Origin of the sequence: Arthrobacter sp. NEB 688, assembly GCF_013201035.1 — a bacterium.
In the GTDB taxonomy this organism is placed as follows: Bacteria; Actinomycetota; Actinomycetes; order Actinomycetales; family Dermatophilaceae; genus Phycicoccus.
Window position 1 is genome coordinate 2,914,770 of record NZ_CP053707.1, and the last position, 16,932, is coordinate 2,931,701.

Consider the following 16,932-nt stretch of genomic DNA (forward strand, 5'->3'; position numbering starts at 1 on the left):
CCGCGCGGGGGTCAGCGGCCGGCGGGGACCCGGCTGCGCTCGAGGGTCCCGCCCTCGTCCGCCGCACCGTGGCGCCCGCCGCGGCGGCCGGCCAGCCAGAGGGCCAGCCCCCCGAGCAGCGCGACGACGCCGAGGATGCCACCGACGAGCGGCACCGTGCGGGTGAGCAGGCCGAGCTGCGAGGCGTTGGTGGAGCCGGAGTCGACGTTGGTCTTCACCGTCTCGGGGGTGAACCCGAAGGTGAGGTCGAGGAAGGGCGACCCGTCGTCGAGGAGCCGGACCTGGTGCTCCTTCTGGTCGATGATCGAGCCGGTCGTCGGCTCGACCCACATCGTCTTGTCCGTCGAGTACGTGCCCGCGACGCCGTCGGTGATCTGGATCGGGGCGTCCTTGACCGACACGAGGAACTTGTACGTGGCCAGGCCGTCGACGTCCTCCTCGCCCTGGTAGGTCGCGTCGACGGCGCCGCCGACGAGGCCGTCCCAGAACGGGTAGGTCTTCTGCTCGACACCGAACGGGAACTTGTTGACCAGCCCCTCCTTCGGCGCGGCGTCGGCCGGGAGGTTCGCGAAGTCGTTGACCGGCATCGCCGTGCGGCGGTCGGTCGCGAAGGTGTCGGTGCTCGCCGAGAGCAGCGCCTTGGACGGGTCGTCCGCGGCGACGCAGTCGGGGGCGTTGCCGTCGGGGTCGCGCACGAGGCAGCTGGAGTTCTGGAAGAGGACGACGTCGCCGGTGCTCAGCTCGGAGTCGGCGTGGGTGATGCTCACGGCCTTGACCGGGGTGTTCTCGAGCCCGTCCGGGCCGGCCACCTGGGCCTCGCCCGACAACCGGGTCACGGTGTCGACGTCGAGGGGGGTCTTCTGCACCTGTCCCGAGGCGTACGCCAGCGACAGGATCGCGGTCGTCACCAGGAACGCTCCGAGGAAGACGAGGAGCTTCGTCACGATTCCGCGCACTGCTGGACCCTCCGTTGGGCTCGATGTCGGACGAAATGTAGCAGGAGGCAACCCGCCGGTAACATGACTCGCGGAGGCCGCGTGGCGCGAGGACGCCCGGCGGCCCCGTCCGCACCGACCCGGGAGGCCCGCGCGCCATGACCGCCGCCGCCGCGCCGAGCACGGCGAGCAGCCGCTCGACCGCCCTCGACTGGGTCCGTGGCGTCGCCATCGTCCTCGTCGTCCTCTCCCACATGTGGGCGCTGTGGTCGATCGAGACCCTCGCCGGGGTGCCCCCTCTCCTGCACCTCCTCCAGAGCGGCAACATCGCCGTCACCGTCTTCCTGGTCGTCGCCGGCTTCCTGCTGACCCGCTCGCTCATCGGCCGGGCCGGCACCCGCGACGACGACGCCGGCCGGGTCGGGGCCATCGCGGCCGAGCGGCCGGGCCTCGCGGTCCTCACCCGGGTCGTGCGCATCTCGTCGCAGACCTGGCCACTCCTGCTGCTCGTCTGGTTCGTCGCGCTGGCCGAGGGCGGGGGCGAGGTCGTCGAGACCCAGACCGAGCGCTCGGTCCTGTGGGTCGGCACCTTCGGCTGGAACGTCTACCTCCAGAGCCAGGCCCTGCTCGCGCGGGCCGACCTCGGCCACCTCTGGTACACCGCCGTCTACGTGCAGGTGACCCTCCTGCTCGTCGCGCTCGTCCGCGGCCTGCGCCACCGCCGCGTCGTCCTCGCGCTGACCCTCGGCGGGCTGCTCCTCGCCTGCACGCTCTGGCGGGCGCACGTCGCCGACGTCGAGCCGCTGACCACCGCGCTGCTGCGCACGACGACCCGGATGGACGGGATGCTCTGGGGCGCCCTGGCCGCCGTCTGCTGGCCGTGGCTGCGCCCGGTGCGCGCGGTCGCCGGGACGGTCGTCAGCTACGCGCTGACCCTCTTCGCGGTCCTCGTGCTCGTCCTCGGCAACTCGGACGCCTACCTCGGCTGGGGCGGGGTCGCCGCCAACCTCGCCGTCGTCGCCGTCATCGTCGCCTCCCCCGGCCTCCCGGCGCAGGGGCGGCTCTCCCGGGTCCTGGGCTGGCGCCCCCTCGTCGCGCTCGGTCGCTCCAGCCTCGCGGTCTACGTGTGGCACTACCCGATCTTCTTCGGGGTCGGCCAGCGGGTGCCGACCTGGCCGGCCCCCGCCAAGGCGGCCCTCGCCCTCGTGCTGCTGGCCCTGGCGGTGGCCGTCACCGTCCGCCACGTCGAGCGGCCGGTCGAGGCGTGGGTGCAGCGACGCCTCGGGGCGCGGCCCGCGGACCGCGAGGAGCTGGCGGCCCTGCCCCTGCTCGACGAGCCCGCGCTCAGCCGCGCCGGCGCAGGCGCTGGACCCGCGACAGCGCCTTCTGCACCGTCTCGTCCCTGAGCCCGAGGCGCCGCTTCGCGCGGTCGTAGACGTCGAGCGCCTGGCGGTCGGCCCAGATCGCGACGCGCTTGGCGCCGTCCCCCGGGCGGGCCCGGTAGTTCGTCGCGCGGCGGACCGCGTGGTCCTCCTCGGTGAAGTAGTAGAGGGCCAGCGAGCGCCGCGCCTCCCCCGGCGGGCAGGTCAGGGCGTCCGGGTGGCCGTGGAAGCTGTCCGCCGAGGTCGTGAAGACGAGCATCCGGTTGCCCTTCGGCGCGACCCGCGCGCGGCAGGCGGTCATCGCGGGGTCCCACAGCTCGAGCCGGCCGCCCCACTCCGCCGGCCACTCCTCGTTGAGGTAGAGCAGGATGTTGACCCGTCGCGCCCAGTTCTCGTGCTCGTGGTGGGTCGTGAAGTCGGCGTGGATGTTGAGGTGCCCGCCGCGCAGCGTCTGGTGCAGCCCGCCGCCGTCCATCGACCAGTCGGACATGAGGTCCTCGATGCCGGTCAGCTGCTCGAGGTAGGCGACGAACGCGGGGGCGCACAGCTCGGCGGCGATCGCCCGCAGGGTCTGCCCCCACGAGTCCGGGACGGTGTTGGAGTACTTCGTCTCGTTGACGTGGAGGTAGCCCCGCCAGAACGGGTCGTCGGTGCCGGGGAACTCCTCGACGGCCGCGGCGAAGGCCTCCGGGCGCAGCACGTCGTCGAGCACGACGTGGGGGAACGGGTCGGCCGCGCGGTAGGCGGCGCTGGCCTGCGGCAGGGCGGCCTCGAGCCGCTCGAGGTCGAGGTACTGGCTCGGCATGGCGCCACTATGGCACGAGGTGGCGCGGCGTTACTGGTGGGTCACATACAATCCAGCGACGTCGCGACGCCGCCTCGACCGGGCGGACCCGCGCCCACCCAGGACGGACACCGATGACCCAGACCGCCGCCGCCGGCAGCCCCCGCGTGGGCGTGCTCGTCGTCGCGTACAACGCCGCCACGACCCTCGTCGAGACGCTCGACCGGCTGCCCGCGTCCTTCCGGGCCGAGGTCGACCACGTGCTGCTCGCCGACGACTCGAGCCAGGACGACACCTACGCCATCGGTCTCGCCTACCGCGAGACGACCGACCTGCCGCTCACCGTCGTGCGCCACGAGAAGAACCTCGGCTACGGGGGCAACCAGAAGGCCGGGTACCGCTGGGCCATCGGGCACGGCCTCGACGTCGTCGTCCTCCTCCACGGCGACGGGCAGTACGCCCCCGAGGTCATCGAGGAGCTCGTCCGCCCGCTGACGCAGGGGCGCGCCGACGCGGTCTTCGGCTCCCGGATGATGGTGCGCGGCCAGGCGCTCAAGGGCGGGATGCCGGTCTACAAGTACGTCGGCAACCGGATCCTCACGACCTTCCAGAACGCGATGACCGGCGCCCGCCTCAGCGAGTGGCACAGCGGCTACCGGGCCTACCGGGTCGACGCCCTGGCCGACCTCGCCCTCGACACCTACAGCGACGACTTCGACTTCGACACCGAGATCATCCTCGGGCTCCTCGACGCCGGGAAGCGGGTCGAGGAGGTCCCGATCCCCACCTACTACGGCGACGAGATCTGCTACGTCAATGGGATGGCCTACGCGCGCGACGTCGCCCGCGACGTGCTGCGGCACCGCGCCGGCCGGATGGGCTTCGGCGCCCACCGCACGCCCGGGGCCCCCGACGCCTACGAGCTCAAGCCCTCCCCGCACTCCAGCCACGGCCGCCTGCTCGCGTGGCTCGACGCCGCGCCCGCCGGCCGGGTCCTCGACGTCGGCTGCTCCGACGGCGCGTTCGGCGCGCTGGCCCGCCGCGCCGGGCACGAGGTCGTCGGGGTCGACCTCGTCAAGCACGACGGGGTCGGCGAGCGGCTCGACGGCTTCGTCGAGGCCGACCTCGGGCGCGGCCTGCCGGACGCGGTCGGGGCCGGCTACGACCGGGTCGTCGCCGCCGACGTGCTCGAGCACGTCGCCGACCCCGAGTCGCTGCTGCGCGACATCACGGCGCGCCTGGCCGACGGCGGCGAGATCCTCGTGTCGGTGCCGAACTTCGGCCACTGGTACCCCCGCGGTCGCACCGCCGTCGGGCGCTTCGACTACGACAGCCGCGGTCCGCTCGACGAGGGGCACCTGCGCTTCTTCACCCGGCGCAGCTTCGAGCGGCTCGTCGCGCGCAGCGGCCTGACCGTCCTCGAGCGCGACGTCGTCGGCGTCCCCGTCGACGTCCTCGACCGGGGACGCACCGGGGGCCGTCGGGTCGACGTGCTGCGCGCCGTGGGGGCGGCCGACCGCGCCGCCGTGCGGGGCTGGCCGACCCTCTTCGGCTACCAGCTGCTCTACCGCCTCGGGCCCGCGTGACGGCTCCGGCCCCGCTCCACCCCCGGGTCGTCGCGGCCACCCTCGCGGGGTGCCTGACCGGCGCCCTGGTCCAGCTCCTCGTGCTGCTCGACCTCGGGTGGAACCCGGGGCGGACGGCGGTCGGGCTGGGGTACGCCTCGAACTTCTTCGACCTGCAGGCGCAGGCCCTCCTCGACGGCCGGCTCGACCTGCCGGCCGGCAGCCTCGGCATCGAGGGGTTCGAGATCGGCGGCCGGACGTACATGTACTTCCCGCCGTTCCCGGCCCTCCTGCGCGTCCCGGTCATGCTCGTCACGCACGAGTTCGACGGACGGCTCACGGTCCTCTCGATGGCCCTCGCGTGGCTGGTCACGGCGGTCATGGCGACCAAGCTGCTCTGGTTCGCCCGCCGGGTCGTGCGCGGCGACGGCGTGCCGGGCCGGCGGGAGGCCGCGGCCGCCGCGGTCCTGCTCGCCGCGCTGACCGGCGGCACCGTGCTCACCTTCGACGCCGGCCTGCCGTGGGTCTACCACGAGGTCTACGCGTGGTCGGTGGCGACGGTCGTCGGCGCGCTGTACTGGCTGGCGCGGGCGGCGTGGTCCCCCGACCGGCGCTCGCTCGGCTGGCTCGCCGCCTTCGTCCTCGCGGCGGTCATGACCCGCACGACCGGTGGCTTCGCGGTCATCGGCGCGACCCTGCTCGCGGGGGCGGCGTGGTGGCTCGTCGACGGGCGCACCCGCCCCGACGGGCGACGCCTGGCCGGGGGCTTCCTCGCCGCGGCCCTCGTCCCGCTGCTGCTGTCGGTCGCCCTCAACCAGGTCAAGTTCGGCCACCCGTACCTCTTCCCGCTCGCCGACCAGGTGTGGACCGGCGTCAACGCCCACCGCCGCGAGGCCCTCGCCGCCAACGGCGGGCACATCACCGGGCTGCAGTTCCTCCCGACGACGCTCCAGGCCTACCTCTCCCCCGGCGGGCTGCGGCTGACGCCGTGGTTCCCGTGGGTCTCGCTGCCCGACGCGCCGCCGGTCGTGCGCGACGGCGTCGTCCTCGACCAGACCTACCGGACCGCGAGCGTCACGACGACGGCGCCGCTGCTCCTCGCCCTCGCGCTCGCCGCGGTCCCGGGCCTGCTCCTCCTGCGCGACCACCGCGCGCTGCGGGTGCTCGGGGTCCCGCTGCTCGGGGCGGCCGTCGTCCCCGGCGGGATCCTCGCCTACGGGTACGTCGCCAACCGCTACACGAGCGAGTTCGTGCCCGTGCTCGTCGTGGGCACGGTCGTCGCGCTGTGGACGGTCCTGCCCCGGTTGCTGCGCGGCTCCCGGCGCCGGGCCGGGGTCGTCCTCGGCGTGCTCGCCGTACTCACGGCGTGGTCGATGGCGGTGCAGGTGGTCTCCGGCCTGTGGTCGAGCGCCACCGTCGGGCGCGGCGAGCCGCTCGTGCGGCTGCTCTCGCTCCAGGAGCGGGTCGACCACGCGCTCGGGCTGCGCGGCCCGCCGGTGCTGCGCGACGTCGGGGACCTGCCGACCGACGCCGCGCCCGACACGCTCGCCGCGACCCCCGGGTGCCGGGCCCTCTACCTCGCGACCGGCGACCGCTACGAGCCGTGGGTGCTCGTCGAGGCCGCGCCGACCGTCGTGCGGGTCACGGTCCACCGCGACGTCCGTCCCGGGCGCATCCTCCTGGCCACCTACGCCGGGTCGGTCGAGCGGCAGGTCTACCTCCAGACCCGCGCCGACAGCACCGTGCGCGTCGTCGTCCAGGACGGCGAGACCCTGCGCAGCGGCCCCTGGTACGGCGTCTACCCCGAGAGCTCGACGACGGTCGGCATCGGCACCGACCCGCACCTGTCCGTGGTCGAGGTGACCTCGACGCCCGGCGGCCGCGTCGCCGTCCTGCCGAGCCAGCGCATCGACGCCGACTGGGTCATCCACCCCGGCCGGCTCGTCGTCGCCTCCGACCCCGCCCGGGCGGAGGAGCTCGGCGTCACCGTGGCCGAGGGCGTCGGCCGCCCCACGACGCTGTGCCCCCGCGTCGTCGGGACCTCCGGATGAGCCGCCCCCTCCGGGTCGCGTTCCTCTCCTGGCGGGACGCCGCCCACCCCGAGGCCGGCGGCAGCGAGGTGTACGTCGAGCAGATGGCCGCCGGGCTCGCGGCCCGCGGCCACCGGGTCGTCGTCGTCACGGCGCGGCCGCCGGGCACGCCCGCCGGCGAGCGGGTCGACGGCGTCGTCCACGTCCGGGGCGGCGGACGGCTCACCGTGTACCTCCACGGCCTGCTCTGGGTGGCCCGCCACCGGCGCTCGCTCGACGTCGTCGTCGACGTCATCAACGGCCTGCCCTTCGCGACCCCCCTCGTGCGGCGGACCGGGGTCGTCGCGCTCGTCCACCACGTGCACCGCGAACAGTGGCGGATGATCTACCCCGACTGGCGCGGCCGGCTCGGCTGGTTCGTCGAGTCCCGCGTCACGCCGGCGCTCTACCGCCGCGCGCCGCACGTCACCGTCTCGCGCTCGACCGCGGACGACCTCGTCGGTCTCGGGGTGCCCGCCCGCGCGGTGACGGTCGTGCGCAACGGGCTCGTGCCGCGGCCGTCGGCCGGACCGCGCGCGGAAGCGCCCCGGGTCGTCGTGCTCTCGCGGCTGGTCCCCCACAAGCAGGTCGAGCACGTCCTCGAGGCCACCGCCGCCCTGCGCACAGGCCATCCGGCGCTCCGGGTCGACGTCGTCGGCACCGGGTGGTGGGCCGACCGGCTGCGCGAGGAGGCGGCCCGGCTGGGCGTCGACGACGTCGTCGGCTTCCACGGGTGGGTCGACGACGACGAGCGCGACCGGCTGCTCGCCGCCGCCCACGTGCTCGCCCTGCCGTCGGTGCGCGAGGGCTGGGGCATCGCCGTGACCGAGGCCGCCGCCCAGGGCACGCCGACCGTCGGGTACCGCTCGAGCGGGGGCCTGCAGGAGTCCGTCGAGGACGGCGTCACGGGGTGGCTCGTCGAGGACCGGGACGGGCTGACCGCCGCCCTGGACGCCGTGCTCGGCGGGAGGGTCGACGCCGAGGCCGCCGGGCAGGCCGCGCGGGAGCGGGCCGCCGGGCTCAGCTGGGGGCGCTCCGTCGAGGAGCTGGAGGCCGTCCTGCAGGAGGAGGCGACGCGGCGGCGGGGCCGCCGCCGGGCTCAGCGAGCGCCGTAGACGATGACCGGCTGGCTGGCGGGGTTCTCGGCAGGGGCCGCCGTCTGCGAGGAGACGAGCCCGAAGATCCCTGCGAGCGCGAGGGCGATGCCCGCGACGGCGGGGGCGATCACGTTGCCGAACATCCGCGGCCTTCCTGTCGAGAAACTACGCCACAGTAACAGACCTCAGGGGCGCCCCCGGGGAGGTCGGGAGAGCCCGACCCCGACGAGGAGCAGGAGCACCGCGAGGTCGGTCCCGACGACCGCCACGAGCGCCGCCGGGGCGACCCCGGGCTCCGCGGCGCGAGGGCCCGTCAGCTCGAGAAGAGCGAGGTCGGGGCCGTCGACCACCAGCCGGGCGCCGGGGTCGCGGCGCAGGTCCTCGAGCAGCGCCGGGCCGTCGGGGTCGGTCCGCGTCACGAGGACCCACCGCACGCCGAGCGCGCGCAGCGCGGGCGTGGACGCCGGCGTGACCGGGTCCAGCGCCCGGCCGACGGCGGCCGCGAGCGGGTCCTCGCCCCGCAGCGTCCGGTCGCCGAGGGCCAGCGCGTCGCTCGTGACGACGCGGACGTCGTAGAGCCGGGAGGCGGGGTCGTAGGTCGGGTAGGCCGTCGCCCACGGGTAGGCCCGGTAGAGCCGCCACGGCGCGGAGACGAGGAGCCCGTCGCGGCCGTCGACCGCCGCCGCCACCTGCCCCACCTCCGCCGGGCAGCGGCTCGGGGCCAGGACCCGGTGGACGACGACCGCGCCGTCGGGCAGGAGCACGAACGGCAGCGCGAGCGCGACGACGAGCACGGTCGACGACAGCGCGGCCGCGCGCCGGGCGACCGCCCCGGCCAGGACGTCGAGGAGCGCCCCGACCCCGAGCACGGCCACGACGACGAACGGGGCGAGCCACTTCTGGGCGTCGCGCAGCAGGCCCAGGCCCGGCACGACGTCGGTGCCCGCGGCGACGAGCTGCTCGCCGAGCGGCACGCTGGTCAGGGCGGCGAGCAGCAGCCCGACGAGCCCGCACGCACGCAGGCGGCGCCCGGGCAGCCCGCGCCGCCACCCGGCGACGAGCCCCGCGAGGACGACGAGCACCGTGAGCGCCCCGAGGACGCCGGACCGGCTGCCGGGCACGCTCAGGCGGTCCCACACCCCGCCGAGGCCGAGCAGGGAGAGGAGGGCCGGACCCGGGAGCTCGGCACGGGCGGCGAACGCCGCGACGCCGGCGGGGTCCGAGGTGGCGGTCGCCGAGGACAGGAGCGAGGGCAGGAGCCAGGGCAGCTGGGCGGCGCCGACGAGGCCGAGCAGGCCGAGGTCCGCCCGCCCTCCGGCTCCCCGTCGCCGCAGGCCGGCCGCGAGCGCCACGGCGCCGGTGAGCACCGCACCGGTCGGCGTCAGCGCCCCGAGCGCCAGCCACGGCGCGAGCCGCGGCAGCAGCCGTCCGTCCGCGCGGGCCCGGACCGCCGCGTGCGCGACCCACCACAGCGCGGCGTAGGCGAGCAGGAGCGCCCACTGCCCGAGCCCGAGCCGCTCGACGACGAAGGGGTTCCAGACGGCGAGGGCGCCGACGAGCAGCCGCGCCGGGACCCCGAGCGGCCCGGCCAGCCGGTGCGCCCCCCACCCCGCGAGGGCGAGTCCCCCGAGGACCGCCAGGCGGCCGAGCACGGCGCCGTCCACCCCGAGCGAGAGGACGCCGACGACGGCGTCGAGGGGCGCCGCCCGCGGCGAGGACGTCCCGAGGCCGACGGACTCGGGGCGCAGCGGCAGCCGTGGCGTGAGGACGAGGTCGCGCGCGAACGGGTACCCGCCCCGCGTCAGCAGCGGCCACCCGAGGACGACGACGGGGACGAGGACCCAGAGGTCGAGCAGCGCCTCGCGCGCCCTGCGCCCGCCCGGCCACGTCGGGGCCACCATCACGGCCTCCCTATGCTGGCCCGGTCCGGAGCCACACCCTAGATCACCGACGCCCGGAGGCCCCCGTGCCCGACGCCACCCCGGAGGGCTTCGACGCGCTCTGGCAGCAGGTGGACCGCATCCCCGGCTGGCTGACGCCGGCGCAGGCCCGCCTGCTGCACACCGCCGTCCGGGCGGTCCACCCCGGCCCCGCCCGCGTCCTCGAGATCGGCGCGCACCAGGGCCGCTCGACCTGCGTCCTCGCCGCGGCCCGGCCCGACGTCGCCGTGACGACGGTGGACCCCTTCGTCCGGACCCGCCGCTACGCCGGGCCGGCCGTGCGAGGGCTCCTCGGGGCGAACCTCACGCGGCTCGGCCTCGAGCACCGGGTCACGGTGCTCGCGACGACCTCGGCCGACGCGCGTCGGGGCTGGGTCGGCGCCGTCGACGTCCTCCACGTCGACGGCAAGCACGACTACTGGACGGTGACCGACGACCTGCGCTGGGCCGCGCACCTCGTGCCGGGCGGCACCCTGCTCGTCCACGACGCCTTCTCGTCGGTCGGGGTCACGCTCGCCCTCCTGCGCCACGTGCTGCCCGGGCGCTCGCTCGCCTACCGGGGCCGCACCGGCTCGATGGCCCGCTTCGTCGTCGCCGCGCCGTCGGCCGCCGACCGGGCCCGGATGCTCGCCGAGCTGCCGTGGTGGGCGCGCAACGTCGTCGTCAAGGTCCTCCTGCGCCTGCGGCTGCGCCCGCTCGCGCGCCTCCTCGGACACACCGGGCGCGACGACCCCTACTGATCCGGCTCTACCCGGTGGTAACTTGCGCCGGTGAGCAGCCGGCGACGTCGCACGGGCGTCCTCGGGGGCGCGACGATGGCGGCCGCCATCGGGGTCATGAACCTCACGACCTACGGGCTGACCCTCGCCTGCGCGCGCCTGCTCGGGCCCGACGAGTTCGGCCAGTTCTCCAGCGTCCTCGGCGCGCTCATCGTCCTCAACGTCGTCTCGCTCGCCCTCCAGGCCACGGGAGCCCGCCGCGTCTCGACGAGTACCGGCGACCCGTCGCGCATCGCCCACGACGTCCTCACCGCCACGCTGCGCGCCGCCGCCGGCGTGACGCTCGTCGGGGTGCTCGCCGTCCCGCTCGTCGTCGGCGGGCTGCGCCTCGACAGCGTCGTCGGCGCGGTCTGCCTCGCCGTGGCGGCCGGCCTGCTCACGGTGATGGGCGGGCAGGCGGGCATCCTCCAGGGCGAGCAGCGCTGGGGCGCCCTCGCCCTGCTCTACGTCGTCATGGGCACCGCCCGGCTCGTGGCCGGGGGGCTCGCGCTCCTCGTCGAGCGGTCGGCCGCCGCCGCGCTCGTCGGGGTCGCCGTCGCCGCGCTGGCCCCGGTCGTCGTCGGCGCCGTCGCGCTGCGGCGCTCGGGCCGGTGGCGCACCGCCGTCCCCGTCGGCGCCGTCCCCGAGGCCGTCCGGCGGACGTGGGAGCGGGAGGGCGTCGCCCGCGAGGTCGTGCACAGCGCCTACGCCCTCCTGGCGTTCTTCGCCGTCTCCAACGTCGACGTGCTCCTCGCCCGGGTCGTCCTGCCGGGCGACGAGGCCGGGCACTACGCGGCGGGCCTCGTCCTCACCAAGGCGATGCTCTTCCTGCCGCAGTTCGTCGTCGTCGTGCTCTTCCCGCGGATGGCCCGCGGCCACGACCTGCGGCGCACGCACGCGTGGGGCCTCGGGGCCATCCTCGGTCTGGGGCTCGTCGCGGTCGCCGGCGTCCTGCTGCTCCGGGGGCTCGCGCTCGCGTTCGTCGGCGGGTCGGCCTACGCCCCGGTCGCCCCCGACCTGTGGCTCTTCGCCAGCCTCGGCACGGTGCTCGCGATGGTGCAGCTGCTCGTCTACGGGGCGCTGGCCCGGCGGCACCCGCGCGCGGTGCTCCTGCTCTGGGCGGCGCTCGCGGCCACCGCCGCGCTCTCGCTGACCGTCGCGACCGCCCACGAGCTGCTCCTGGTCAAGCTCGCCCTCGACGCGCTGCTGCTCGTCGTGCTCGGGGGCTACCTCCTCGCCCGCACCGGGCCGGGCGAGGACCCGGCCGTCGTCGCGGTCGACCCGCCGCTGGCCGAGGACGCGTCCTCCCCCGAGCAGCCCGCCGTCCGCTGAGGCCCGCCGGCGCGGGCCGGCTCAGTGCGCGGCGTCGTGCCAGGAGCGGCCGACCCCGACGCTGACGTCGAGCGGCACGTCCCCGAGGTCGATCGCCGCGCCCATCTCGCGCCGCACGAGGGCCTCGACGTCGGCGCGCTCGCCGGGCGCGACCTCGAGCACGAGCTCGTCGTGCACCTGGAGGAGCATCCGGCTGCTCGCGCCCTCGGCCTGCAGCGCGGCGTGGACGCCCTTCATCGCGAGCTTGATGATGTCGGCGGCCGTGCCCTGGATGGGGGCGTTGAGGGCCATCCGCTCGGCGCCCTCACGGCGCTGGCGGTTGTCGCTCAGCAGGTCCGGCAGGTAGCGGCGGCGGCCCAGCATCGTCGCGGTGTACCCGGTGGCGCGCGCCTCGACGACGACCTCGCGCAGGTAGTCGCGCACCCCACCGAAGCGGGCGAAGTACTCGTCCATGAGGCCCTGCGCCTCGCCGGTGGAGATCGTCAGCTGCTTGGAGAGGCCGAACGCCGAGAGGCCGTAGGCGAGGCCGTAGCTCATCGCCTTGACCTTGCTGCGCATCTCGAGGGTGACGTCGGCCGGCTCGACGCCGAACACGCGGGCACCGACGAAGCGGTGCAGGTCCTCACCGGTCCGGAAGGCCTCGATGAGCCCCTCGTCGCCGGAGAGGTGGGCCATGATCCGCATCTCGATCTGGCTGTAGTCGGCCGACATGAGCGACTCGAAGCCCTCGCCGACGACGAAGACGTCGCGGATGCGCCGCCCCTCCTCGGTGCGGATCGGGACGTTCTGGAGGTTCGGGTCGGTCGAGGACAGGCGCCCGGTGGCCGCGATGGTCTGCAGGTACGTCGTGTGGATGCGGCGGTCGGGGGCGACCGACTTGATGAGCCCCTCGACGGTCACGCGCAGGCGGCTGGTGTCGCGGTGGCGCAGGAGCGCCTCGAGGAAGGGGTGCTCGGTCTTGACGAAGAGGTCGGCCAAGGCGTCGGCGTCGGTCGTGTAGCCGGTCTTGGTCCGCTTGGTCTTCGGCATGCCGAGCTGGTCGAAGAGGACCTCCTGGAGCTGCTTCGGGCTGCCGAGGTTGACGTCCTCGCGGCCGATGGCGTCGTAGGCGTCCTGCTGCGCCTGGCGCATCTTGGCCGCGAAGTCGGCCTCGAGCGCCGTGAGGGCGTCCTCGTCGACGGCGATGCCGGTGCGCTCCATCTCGGCGAGGATGCCGACCAGGGGCAGCTCGAGGTCGGCGAGCAGCTCGGTGCCGCCGGTCTCCTCGACCTTCTCGGCGAGGACGGACGACAGCTCGAGGACCGCGCGGGCGCGGACCATCGCGTCGCGCGCCGCGGCGTCGTCGTCGGTGTCGAAGTCGAGGGTGCCCTGGGCGCCCTGGTCGCTCGTCGCGTCGCCCTCGGCGGTCAGCTCGCGGCCGAGGTGGCGCACGACGAGGTCCTCGAGGTCGTAGGAGCGCTGGTCGGGGCGCACGAGGTAGGCGGCCAGGGCGGTGTCGCTGACGACGCCGTTCAGCGCGAGCCCGCGGGCGCTCAGGGCCTGCAGCTGCGGCTTGAGGTCGTGGAGGACCTTGGGGGCGTCCGGGTCGGCGAGCCACCCGGCGAGGGCCTGCTCCTGCTCGGGGGTCAGGGCCGTGAGGTCGAGGTGCGCCGTCGCGCCGTCCTCCCCCGCGAACGCGAGGGCGCTGGCGTCGCCCTCCCCCGCGCGGTAGTGCCCGGAGACGACGACGCCGTGCGGCTGGGCGCGGCCCGGGCCGTCCTCGGCGAAGCGCGCCACGAGGTCGTCGGCGGTCAGCACGTCGCCGCCGAGCTCGAAGCCGCCCTCGACCTCGTCGGACTCGACGTCGAAGGTCTGGAAGAGCCGGTCGCGCAGCACCCGGAACTCGAGGCCGTCGAAGACGCGGTGGACCTCCTCGCGGTCCCACGAGGCGCGCTCGAGGTCGGCGACGGTCAGCGGGAGGTCGAGGTCGTCGACGAGCCGGTTGAGCCGGCGGTTGCGCAGGACGTCGTCGAGGTGGGCGCGGAGGTTCTCGCCGGCCTTGCCCTTGATCTCGTCGACGTGCGCGACGATGCCCTGGAGGTCGCCGTACTGGGTGATCCACTTGGCGGCGGTCTTCGGGCCGACGCCGGGGACGCCGGGCAGGTTGTCGCTGGCCTCGCCGACGAGCGCCGCGAGGTCGCTGTAGCGGTTCGGCGGGACGAGGTACTTCTCCTCGACGGCGGCGGGGTCCATCCGCCAGACCTCGGAGACGCCGCGGACCGGGTAGATGAGGCTGACCCGGTCGGTGACGAGCTGGAAGGCGTCGCGGTCGCCGGTGCAGACGACGACCTCGGCGCCGGCCTCGGTGGCGCGGTGGGTCAGCGTCGCGATGACGTCGTCGGCCTCGAAGCCCTCGACGCCGATGTGCCGGATCCGCAGCGCGTCGAGCACCTCACGCAGCAGGGGCAGCTGGCCGGTGAACTCGGAGGGCGTCTTGGCGCGGCCGGCCTTGTACTCGCCGTACTGCTCGAGCCGGAAGGTCTGGCGCGAGACGTCGAAGGCGACCGCGACGTGCGTCGGGGCCTCGTCGCGCAGGACGTTGATGAGCATCGAGGTGAAGCCGTAGACGGCGTTCGTGTGCTGCCCCGTGCTCGTCGAGAAGTTCTCGACGGGGAGGGCGAAGAACGCCCGGTAGGCCAGGGAGTGTCCGTCGAGGAGGAGGAGCTTCACGCGTGGCAGCCTAACGACCATGACCGACAGCCCCGACCTCATGCCAGCCGTCGCCCGGATGCGGGCCATGAACCCCGACTCGCTCATGGACCGGATGGGCATCGAGGTGCTCGAGGCCACCCCCGAGCGCCTCGTCGCGACGATGCCGGTGGCCGGCAACACGCAGCCCTACGGGCTCCTCCACGGCGGCGCGTCCGTCGTCCTCGCCGAGACCCTCGGCTCGATCGGCGCGGCCCTCCACGCCGGCGAGGGCAAGGCGGTCGTCGGCCTCGACATCAACGCCACCCACCACCGGGCCGCCCGCTCGGGCCTCGTGACCGGCACCGCGACCCCGCTCAGTCTCGGCCGCACGCTCGCCTGCTACGAGGTCGTCGTCACCGACGAGGACGGCCGGCGGGTCTGCACGAGCCGCATCACCTGCCTCGTCCGGGACGCCGCCCCCGGCGCCTGACGCGGCCGGCGGGGTCACGCGATCACCAGCGGTTCTTCTGCCCCCGGCCAAGCCCGGGTCAAGCGTTGGTCAAGTCCGGCGAAACAGGGCCGTTGGCCCGATCGCGGGGCATCCGAACGGCCGAGGATCCGTTGTGGGACACCGAGAAACCATGGAGGAGTGACCTCCGCGCTCCCCCGCCGCTCCGCTGCCCTGCAGGCCGTCCTCGGTGCCGCCACCGCCGTTGCCGACCCCTCCGCGCCCGCGAAGAAGGCGGCCGCCCGGGCGACCGCGCGCACGACGGCCCCGGCTCCCGTGCCGCCCCGCTCGACCGCGCCGGCCGGCATCGTCGTGCCGAAGGCGCCGGCGGCCCGGTCCGTCGACGCCGCCTACGCGCCGCGGGCCGCCCTGGGTGGCACCACGCCGCCCGTTCCGGTCGCCCGTCCCCCGCGCTACAAGGCCGTCCGGCCCGTGGCGCCCCGCGCGGTGAGCGGTGGCACGACGAGCACCGCCGCGGCGCTGCTCCTGGCCCGCCGCGCGACCTGGGGAGCCACCCCGGAGGTCGTGGACGCGATCACCTCGATGGGGGCGAGCGCCTGGGTCGAGGCCCAGCTGGCGCCCAAGACCATCCCCGACCCGGTCGTCGACGACCTCGTCAAGACGCAGTTCCCCCGCCTCGCGTGGCAGACCTGGGAGGTCCACGACCGGTACTGGCCCGACCAGACCGGCGACCTCGGCTACGACACCGTCGAGGCCTACCTCGCCCGGGCGATCTGGTCCAAGCGCCAGCTGCTCGAGGTGATGGTCGACTTCTGGAGCAACCACCTGGTCGTCACCGCCCCGTGGGGCGAGACCTGGGACTGCGTCCACCGCTTCCACGAGGACGTCGTCCGCAAGAACGCGCTCGGCCGCTACGCCGACATGCTCGTCGCGGCGGCGATGCACCCGGCGATGCTCGCGCAGCTCGACAACGAGTCCTCCTCCAAGCGCGCCCCCAACGAGAACTTCGGCCGTGAGCTCCTCGAGCTGCACACCGTCGGCGTGACCGGGGGCTACGTCGAGTCCGACATCCGCACCTCGGCGCTCGTCCTCACCGGGATGTCGACCGAGTCCGAGTCGGGCGAGTACTTCTACCGCCACATCCGCCACCACACCGGCCAGGTCGGTCTCCTCGGCTGGTCGAGCGCGAACACCTCGGCCCGCGGCGAGGCCGTCGGCGTCTCCTACCTCCAGCACCTCGCGCGTCACCCGAGCACCGCCCGTCGGCTCGCGACCAAGCTCGCCGTCCGGTTCGTGTCCGACACCCCGCCGAGCACGCTCGTCGACACCCTCGCGCAGGTCTACCTGGCCAACGACACGGCCATCGCCCCCGTCCTGCGGGCGCTGTTCGCCTCGACCGAGTTCGCCGAGTCGGCCGGCCGCAAGACCAAGCGCCCCCTCGAGCGCATCGTCTCCGTCGCGCGGGCCCTCGGGGTGCGCCCCGGGGCCGACACGCGGGACTGGCTGGGCGACCTGTCCTGGTACAGCCGGGTCGCCGGTCAGGCCCCCCTCGCCTGGCCCGCGCCGAACGGCTACCCCGACGTCGCCGCCGCCTGGGCGGGGGCCGGTGCCACGCTCGCCGGCTGGAACTTCGCGATGCACCAGGGGTGGTCCGCGACCGACACGACCGAGAAGCGGGTCACCTACCCGGCGCTGCGCGGCCTCCTGCCCACCACGCTGCCGTCCACGCACGGCGCCGCGGTCGACGCCCTCGCGACGCGCCTGCTCTCGGCCCCGCTGTCCGCGGCCAAGCGGGACGCCGTCTGCGCCTTCGTGGGCAAGACCGCGGCCACGCCGCTGAAGTCCACCGACTCCCTCGTCGGCTGGCGCCTGCCCTACGTCGTGGCCCTCGTGCTCGACACCCCCGAGTTCGCGACCCGCTGAGGAGCCCC

Annotated in this window: 13 protein-coding genes; 8 read left to right on the forward strand and 5 right to left on the reverse strand. The window is 75.2% G+C overall.

Annotation, left to right across the window (positions count from 1 at the left end):
* Positions 1-11 precede the first annotated feature (11 nt).
* Positions 12-956 (reverse strand): cell envelope lipid trafficking protein PgfA, encoded by a 945-nt coding sequence (gene pgfA, locus HL663_RS13695; protein WP_173028895.1) that lies wholly within the window; start codon positions 954-956, stop codon positions 12-14.
* 137 nt (positions 957-1,093) lie between these two features.
* On the opposite strand from pgfA, the gene HL663_RS13700 reads away from it, so the two are divergent.
* The gene (locus tag HL663_RS13700; protein WP_173028896.1) at positions 1,094-2,341 is read left to right on the forward strand and encodes an acyltransferase family protein; all 1,248 of its coding nucleotides are present in this window, start codon (positions 1,094-1,096) and stop codon (positions 2,339-2,341) included.
* On the opposite strand, the gene HL663_RS13705 is transcribed toward HL663_RS13700, so the two are convergent.
* Positions 2,280-3,122 carry a 2OG-Fe(II) oxygenase gene (locus HL663_RS13705; protein ID WP_173028897.1) on the reverse strand — a complete coding sequence of 281 codons (843 nt, stop codon included), beginning with the start codon at positions 3,120-3,122 and terminating at the stop codon, positions 2,280-2,282. The two genes, HL663_RS13700 and HL663_RS13705, sit on opposite strands and share 62 nt — an antisense overlap.
* A gap of 113 nt (positions 3,123-3,235) precedes the next feature.
* Between HL663_RS13705 and HL663_RS13710 the strand changes: the two genes are divergently transcribed.
* Genes HL663_RS13710 through HL663_RS13720 form a run of 3 tightly spaced genes read left to right on the forward strand, consistent with a single transcriptional unit; the run spans position 3,236 to position 7,850 of the window.
* On the forward strand, positions 3,236-4,687 hold the full coding sequence (locus tag HL663_RS13710) for a bifunctional glycosyltransferase/class I SAM-dependent methyltransferase (protein ID WP_286175630.1): 1,452 nt from the start codon (positions 3,236-3,238) through the stop codon (positions 4,685-4,687).
* The gene (locus tag HL663_RS13715; protein WP_173028898.1) at positions 4,684-6,717 is read left to right on the forward strand and encodes a hypothetical protein; all 2,034 of its coding nucleotides are present in this window, start codon (positions 4,684-4,686) and stop codon (positions 6,715-6,717) included. Before HL663_RS13710 ends, HL663_RS13715 begins: the two co-directional genes overlap by 4 nt.
* Positions 6,714-7,850, forward strand: a complete 1,137-nt coding sequence (locus HL663_RS13720; protein WP_173028899.1) for a glycosyltransferase family 4 protein — start codon at positions 6,714-6,716, stop codon at positions 7,848-7,850. The genes HL663_RS13715 and HL663_RS13720 overlap by 4 nt, the downstream gene beginning before the upstream one ends.
* Here HL663_RS13720 and HL663_RS13725 read toward each other — a convergent pair.
* Positions 7,835-7,975, reverse strand: coding sequence for a DUF2613 family protein (locus HL663_RS13725; protein WP_157577530.1), 141 nt, complete (start codon positions 7,973-7,975; stop codon positions 7,835-7,837). The genes HL663_RS13720 and HL663_RS13725 overlap by 16 nt on opposite strands.
* Positions 7,976-8,017: 42 nt before the next feature.
* A complete protein-coding gene (locus HL663_RS13730; RefSeq protein ID WP_173028900.1) occupies positions 8,018-9,733 on the reverse strand; it encodes an MmpA family trehalose lipid delivery protein in 1,716 nt (571 codons plus the stop codon).
* 65 nt (positions 9,734-9,798) lie between these two features.
* Here HL663_RS13730 and HL663_RS13735 point away from each other — a divergent pair, with 65 nt between their 5' ends.
* Positions 9,799-10,512, forward strand: coding sequence for a class I SAM-dependent methyltransferase (locus HL663_RS13735; RefSeq protein WP_173028901.1), 714 nt, complete (start codon positions 9,799-9,801; stop codon positions 10,510-10,512).
* Between the two features lie 30 nt (positions 10,513-10,542).
* Positions 10,543-11,862 (forward strand): lipopolysaccharide biosynthesis protein, encoded by a 1,320-nt coding sequence (locus tag HL663_RS13740; RefSeq protein ID WP_173028902.1) that lies wholly within the window; start codon positions 10,543-10,545, stop codon positions 11,860-11,862.
* A gap of 21 nt (positions 11,863-11,883) precedes the next feature.
* Here the strand turns inward: HL663_RS13740 and polA are convergent, their stop codons facing one another.
* Entirely contained in the window at positions 11,884-14,592 is a 2,709-nt protein-coding gene (gene polA / locus HL663_RS13745) for a DNA polymerase I (RefSeq protein WP_216842569.1), read from the reverse strand.
* On the opposite strand from polA, the gene HL663_RS13750 reads away from it, so the two are divergent.
* Positions 14,591-15,022 (forward strand): hotdog fold thioesterase, encoded by a 432-nt coding sequence (locus HL663_RS13750; RefSeq protein ID WP_173028904.1) that lies wholly within the window; start codon positions 14,591-14,593, stop codon positions 15,020-15,022. The genes polA and HL663_RS13750 overlap by 2 nt on opposite strands.
* A gap of 159 nt (positions 15,023-15,181) precedes the next feature.
* On the forward strand, positions 15,182-16,924 hold the full coding sequence (locus tag HL663_RS13755) for a DUF1800 domain-containing protein (protein WP_173028905.1): 1,743 nt from the start codon (positions 15,182-15,184) through the stop codon (positions 16,922-16,924).
* Positions 16,925-16,932 lie beyond the last annotated feature (8 nt).

Excerpts from the sequence above, each read along its gene's own strand:
- polA (WP_216842569.1), bottom strand. The coding sequence starts at position 14,592 with ATGGTCGTTAGGCTGCCACGCGTGAAGCTCCTCCTCCTCGACGGACAC.
- HL663_RS13700 (WP_173028896.1), top strand. The coding sequence starts at position 1,094 with ATGACCGCCGCCGCCGCGCCGAGCACGGCGAGCAGCCGCTCGACCGCC.
- HL663_RS13710 (WP_286175630.1), top strand. The coding sequence starts at position 3,236 with ATGACCCAGACCGCCGCCGCCGGCAGCCCCCGCGTGGGCGTGCTCGTC.
- HL663_RS13730 (WP_173028900.1), bottom strand. The coding sequence starts at position 9,733 with ATGGTGGCCCCGACGTGGCCGGGCGGGCGCAGGGCGCGCGAGGCGCTG.
- HL663_RS13720 (WP_173028899.1), top strand. The coding sequence starts at position 6,714 with ATGAGCCGCCCCCTCCGGGTCGCGTTCCTCTCCTGGCGGGACGCCGCC.
- HL663_RS13750 (WP_173028904.1), top strand. The coding sequence starts at position 14,591 with ATGACCGACAGCCCCGACCTCATGCCAGCCGTCGCCCGGATGCGGGCC.
- HL663_RS13705 (WP_173028897.1), bottom strand. The coding sequence starts at position 3,122 with ATGCCGAGCCAGTACCTCGACCTCGAGCGGCTCGAGGCCGCCCTGCCG.
- HL663_RS13725 (WP_157577530.1), bottom strand. The coding sequence starts at position 7,975 with ATGTTCGGCAACGTGATCGCCCCCGCCGTCGCGGGCATCGCCCTCGCG.